The 5401-nt window shown below is 50.6% G+C and carries 5 protein-coding genes and 1 tRNA gene; 5 read left to right on the top strand and 1 reads right to left on the bottom strand.

Annotated elements, in window-relative coordinates:
- The 4 genes from AWU74_RS03515 to AWU74_RS03500 form a co-directional block, all read left to right on the top strand.
- Positions 1 to 438 (top strand): (d)CMP kinase (locus AWU74_RS03515; protein ID WP_062327645.1); only part of this gene is annotated, 438 nt, incomplete at its 5' end.
- Positions 439 to 447: 9 nt separating this feature from the next.
- Positions 448 to 2160: a S1 RNA-binding domain-containing protein gene (locus AWU74_RS03510; RefSeq protein ID WP_059369681.1), complete on the top strand. Its 1713-nt coding sequence runs from the start codon at positions 448 to 450 to the stop codon at positions 2158 to 2160.
- A gap of 15 nt (positions 2161 to 2175) precedes the next feature.
- Positions 2176 to 2931: a tetratricopeptide repeat protein gene (locus AWU74_RS03505; RefSeq protein ID WP_062327642.1), complete on the top strand. Its 756-nt coding sequence runs from the start codon at positions 2176 to 2178 to the stop codon at positions 2929 to 2931.
- The gene (locus AWU74_RS03500) at positions 2928 to 3647 is read left to right on the top strand and encodes a hypothetical protein (protein WP_059369683.1); all 720 of its coding nucleotides are present in this window, start codon (positions 2928 to 2930) and stop codon (positions 3645 to 3647) included. The genes AWU74_RS03505 and AWU74_RS03500 overlap by 4 nt, the downstream gene beginning before the upstream one ends.
- Before the next feature lie 340 nt (positions 3648 to 3987).
- On the opposite strand, the gene AWU74_RS03495 is transcribed toward AWU74_RS03500, so the two are convergent.
- Positions 3988 to 4061: transfer RNA gene (locus AWU74_RS03495), tRNA-Val, on the bottom strand.
- A gap of 616 nt (positions 4062 to 4677) precedes the next feature.
- On the opposite strand from AWU74_RS03495, the gene AWU74_RS03485 reads away from it, so the two are divergent.
- A partial coding sequence (locus AWU74_RS03485; RefSeq protein WP_498067479.1) for a type III PLP-dependent enzyme domain-containing protein occupies positions 4678 to 5401 on the top strand: 724 nt, incomplete at its 3' end.

Genomic DNA, 5401 nt, shown 5'->3' with positions numbered 1-5401 from the left:
GAATACGCACATTCGTGTCTCGTGATAAACGGCGAGGATGTTGAAGATAAGTTGCATTCTGACGCAGTCGACGCACAGGTGTCCGCCGTATCTGCGGTTGTGCCGCTCCGCCGTATCGTAAACGAAAAAATCCGCGCGGTTACCGAATCGCAAAACGTCGTTTGCGAGGGCAGAGATATGACGACGACGGTGTTTCCCGACGCGGACTATAAGTTTTACCTCGACGCTTCAATTGACGTTCAGGCAACGCGACGTTACCAGCAAGGCGTGAGCAATTTGACGCTGGAAGAGATAAAAGAAACAATCCGCGCACGCGCCGAAAGCGATAAAAACAAAGCCGAGGGTTCGCTAAAAATCGCGTCGGACGCGACGTATATCGATACCTCAGGCTTGACCGTTGATAAGGTTTGTGCAATAATAATCGACCTTATTATATAAGGGTACTGTATGAATCAAGCGGACATAGTGACGGTAAAGTCTTCTGAACAGAATGATATTCAGGCGCAATTGCAGGAAGAATATTTTAAAAGCTTTGAATCGCTTGAAGAAGGACAGCTGATAGAGGGAACTGTTGTGCAGATTGCCGGCGGGGAAGTTTTTGTGGATATTGGGTATAAATCAGAAGGGAAAATACCCGAAACAGAGTTCTCCGAGCTACCCGAAATCGGCAAAACCGTCAGCGTGCTGTTTGTCTCAAAAGAAGACAAAAATGGCGACATCGTCATTTCAAAGCGAGGTGCCGACATAAAGCAAGCGTGGATAACGCTGAAGCAAGCGTTTCAAAAGGCTGAGCCAGTGGAAGGCAAGATTTGCAAACAGGTGCGGGGAGGATATGATATTGAACTCGGGCAAAACATACACGCATTTCTGCCGATTAGCCAAGTCGGGGGACAAAAAAATGAAACCCCTGAATCGCTGATAGGTCAAACCACCTTATTCCTTATTGACCATATTTATTCTGATAACCGCACGAACATCGTGGTAAGCCGCCGGAAATACCTTGAGAGACTTGTTGAAAAAAAACGTGAAGAATTTTTCGCAACGGTGGACGTTGGTGCGACCGTAAAAGGCACGATAAAAGACTTTATAAGTTTTGGGGCATTTGTCGATTTGGGCGGTTTTGACGGATTGCTTCATATTAGCGATATGAGTTGGGAGCACGTAATTCGCCCGAAAGATTTTGTCAACAAAGGACAGAAAATTGAATTGAAAGTCATCAGCCTTGATCCTGCAAAAAGGCGTATCAATCTTTCGCTCAAGCATTTAACAGAAGACCCGTGGCTCCATTTTGAAGAATTGTTTTATGTAGGTTATGTGGCAACTGGGACTGTAACCAAATTGACTGAGTTCGGCGCCTTTATTGAGCTTTCCTTCGGCATTGAGGGGCTCGCCCACGTCAGCGAGTTTTCTTGGACAAAAAAAAGCGGCAATCCGTCCGATATGCTTAAAATAGGCGACAAAGTTGAATACAAGGTACTCGGCTACGATATTCAGGCGGGGCGCGTTTCGCTCAGTTTAAGGCAAGCAACGGAAAATCCGTGGGATACCGTGTCAGAAAGATATCCGGTTAATATGCGACTTGCCCGTCCCGTCACCAAAGTAACAAAGGCGGGCGCCTTTATTCAGATGGAAGAAGGAATTGACGCTTTTCTCCATATTAATGACTGCTCGTGGACAAAAAAGATTCGGAACCTCGGAAGCGAATTATCGGTCGGGCAGGTAGTTGAAACCGTTGTTATTGAGAATAACCCAAAAAACCGACGCATCCGCTTGAGCATAAAACATCTGACCGAAAACCCTTGGCAATTGTTTGCTTCCGCGCACCCGTCCGGATCTGCTTTTGAGGGTGAAATTGCTTCAATAACCGGTTTCGGTTTATTTGTCCGCGCTTCCGAAGGTATAGAAGGGTTGGTCAACCGTGCCGACCTAATTGAAAAAAATGAGAACTTTGAGGAAGCAGTAAAGCTGTATAAAGTCGGCGATAAAATCAACGTGCTTGTACTCGAAACAAATGTTGAAAAACAACAGGCGGTTTTTTCTGTCCGAAAACTCAAAGAAAAACAGAAGCGGGATGAAATCGCGCAGTATATGACTTCAAAGCATGACGAGAAAGACAATGCATTCACGCTTGGCGATTTGCTCAAAATAAAAACCAATTAACGTTTTCGGGGAAAAGTGGAAATGAAGACACCGCACGGCAAACAAACAGAAACGGTACACTTCGTGCAGTTCTTTATAAGATATCGGTTTGCTTTTCTGCTTACGGTGGTCATGTTATTCGTAGTCGCTATCGGCATTGGGTGCGTTACGGTTATCCTAAATACGTCGCATAAAAAAAGACTTTCCGAAATCGACGCGATTTCTTTTAAGCTCACTTCAGCCTTAAATAAGTCCGCCAGTGTCGCAGACAGCGTTGATAGCGATGATTCCAAAAACCTTCTGGGTGGCGTTCCTAAAAACGAAGCGGACGAGAAAGCGAAGAGCGATATGCGGAGCATCGCGCTCGGCGAGTTGAAACCGTTTGCTTCCGCAAAAAATATTGTCGGCATCCGTGGGAACATGCTGAAAGCCGAGCTGTTTTTCCAGAACAAACAGTGGGCGGAGGCGCGGGACGCGTGGCTTTTGGCGGCGTCAATACAGCCGAAAGCGTACACCGCTCGGCTCGCGTGGTATAATGCGGCGGTATGCTGCGAAGAACTCGGCGACACCGACGGCGCGCTTTCGTATTATGCAAAAGCGGCGAACGACGAAAACTTCCTGCTCAAAACGCACGCGATAGCCAATATGGGGCGAATCAAGGACGAATCCGGCGACTATGAGGGCGCCGCACTGCATTATACGCAACTCGCCGATAGGTATCCCGATGATTTGTGGGCGGAACTGGCACAGAGCAGGCTTATCGCGTTGCGCGCCGAAAAGCGAATTCAATGAAAGCGCGTATGAAGCAGGGGGGGGCGTTCAGGGCGTTTCCCGTTTTATCGCTTGCCGGTTTGTTTTTTTCCTGCGGTATCGAAGACTATACGTTTTTGGAGCCGCCGTCAGGCAGCGTCGTTTCAAACCCAGGCGATGCGACGTATCGATATTTTTCCTTCGGCACTGCCGATAACCCCAGCCCTCCTTTTCAGGGAACGGAGGTGTATTACCGGATTTATAACAACGAAACCGACCGCAGTACCGACGCCACTTCGATAAGCTATGCAAACACAGCGTATTCTTCCAGCGGCTTCAATAAAATGGTGTCGCTTGGATATGAAAGACTTAATTCAAACTTACATAGCAACATATTGATTCCCCCTGACAACGACCCAAACGATGAGATAAAAATTCGTTTATATGATGAGGGCAATTTTTCGGCAGAGATAAAAGGTGGCAGTATTATGCCTATACAAAACCGGCCGCTTCGAAGCACGAATAAGAGGCAGGGATTTAATTTTTATCGGAGTTCTCTCGTTGCCGGTGCGGCTAGTTCCGAGGACGAGGATTCACCGAGAGAGAGCGATTCCGACGTAAAGTATAATAGTTTTACAGAGAACGACGTTTGGTTCGTCAACGCGTATGCGGTATCGGTAGGGCAAAACGACGAAACGCTTGCGCCGATATACAGTCAGTTATTGCACCTCGGTTCTATAAAAATAGAAAAGCTCTGATACGGCGGCTAGTGTTCCGCGCCGAAGCAGCGCTTTGCGCGGGCGGGTACCGGATAAGCGGCGCTCTCGGCTGATATATTCGCTTTGTTCTTTCCCTTTTTCATGCGTGCCTTTTTGCAAAAACTCCCGCACCTCGGCAAAAAAACGCGCGCTTGTTTTTTCCTAAACTACCGCACGTTTTTTGTCCGCACAGCGCGCCTCTCCGGCGATATGCGCGGCGGCTTTTCTGCGGCGCCGCACAAGCGGCAATCCTGCAACGGTGCGGGACTGCTGTTTATGCGGCGGCTCGGCGCAAAACTACGCGAAGCCTCTATTAACTTTATATGGGGGAATGTTTTAATGGGCGATACTGGAATCGAACCAGTGACCCCAAGCGTGTCATGCTTGTACTCTAACCAGCTGAGCTAATCGCCCCCGAAAGACGTTCATACCGTAGCACGTTTCGGATATCGTGTCCAGACCCCGCCTTTTGCCTTGCGGCGGCGGGATTACCCGACGGGCACAGAGCCGGAAGTTTTTGCGGTTCCTGCGAAAGCCGCGCCGTCCGCGCTGGGAATGAAGTCTCCGGCTGGGGGACGTTGATAACCCCGTCCGCCTATTTTTATGTACTACCAAACCTTCGTAGTGTACTACCAAACCTTCGTAGAATAGTAGTTTCCCGCCACAACGTCGTGCGATTTCGGCAAGGACGCCCGCTTGCCCGTAGTTTATAAAAAAGTCATTATAGAGTAATGCCGAAATTGGACTGTCTTTCGGATATTGAGATACTAGGCAGTGTGGACTTAAAGGTAAAGGAACAAACATCTGACATGAATGGCGGCGTTTGCGCAGCGGTAATAAAGCGGCTGCGGTATCGGGCGTTCCCCGTAAGAGAAACGCCGGCATTCAGGCGGGTTGGCGCACGGACTTCCCCGCTTTTTTTTGCGCCCGCATGCGGCGCGGGGCTTCCCCCTCCGAGAACAAGCGTATGCACGAAATTGACTATCTTCCCCGCGGCGGGGTATCATAGAAGAAAAGGCAAGGAGTCCCTATGTTTCCCTTCCCGCTCGGCAAAGACGCGCTGGAGGCGGTCGCCGCGCAATACGGCACGCCGTTTTACCTGTATGATGAAAAAGCGATTCGCGCCAATATGCGCCGGTTTACGCAGGCGTTTTCGCGCTTTCCCGCGTTCCGCGAACATTTCGCGGTAAAAGCCTGCCCCAACCCGTATATGCTGAAGCTCCTCGCGGACGAGGGCTGCGGCACCGACTGCTCCAGCCTGCCGGAACTGGTGCTGTCCGAACGGGCGGGCATTAGGGGCGAGCGCGTCATGTTCACGTCGAACGAGACGCCCGCGGCGGAATACCGGTACGCGGCAAAACTCGGCGCAATCATAAACCTCGACGACATAAGCCATATCGATTTTGTGGAGCAGGCGCTCGGCGCGGTGCCGGAACTCGTCTGCTTCCGCTATAACCCCGGCCCGCTCAAAACCGGCAACGCGTTTATCGGCAAGCCGGAGGAAGCCAAATACGGGCTGACGCGGGAGCAAATCTTCGCCGCATACGCCGACGCGAGGAAGCGCGGCGCGAAACGCTTCGGGCTGCACACAATGGTCGCCTCGAACGAGCTGCACGAGGAATATTTCGTCGAAACCGCCGCGATGCTCTTTGAACTGTCCGCCGAACTGAAGCGCGCGCTCGGAATCCGAATCGAGTTCGTCGACCTCGGCGGCGGAATCGGCATTCCGTACCGCCCCGGCGACCAGCCGGTCG

This window comes from Treponema endosymbiont of Eucomonympha sp., assembly GCF_001028545.1.
The sequence above is the reverse complement of the archived record's forward strand: the minus strand, read 5'-3'. Positions and strand labels throughout refer to the sequence as shown.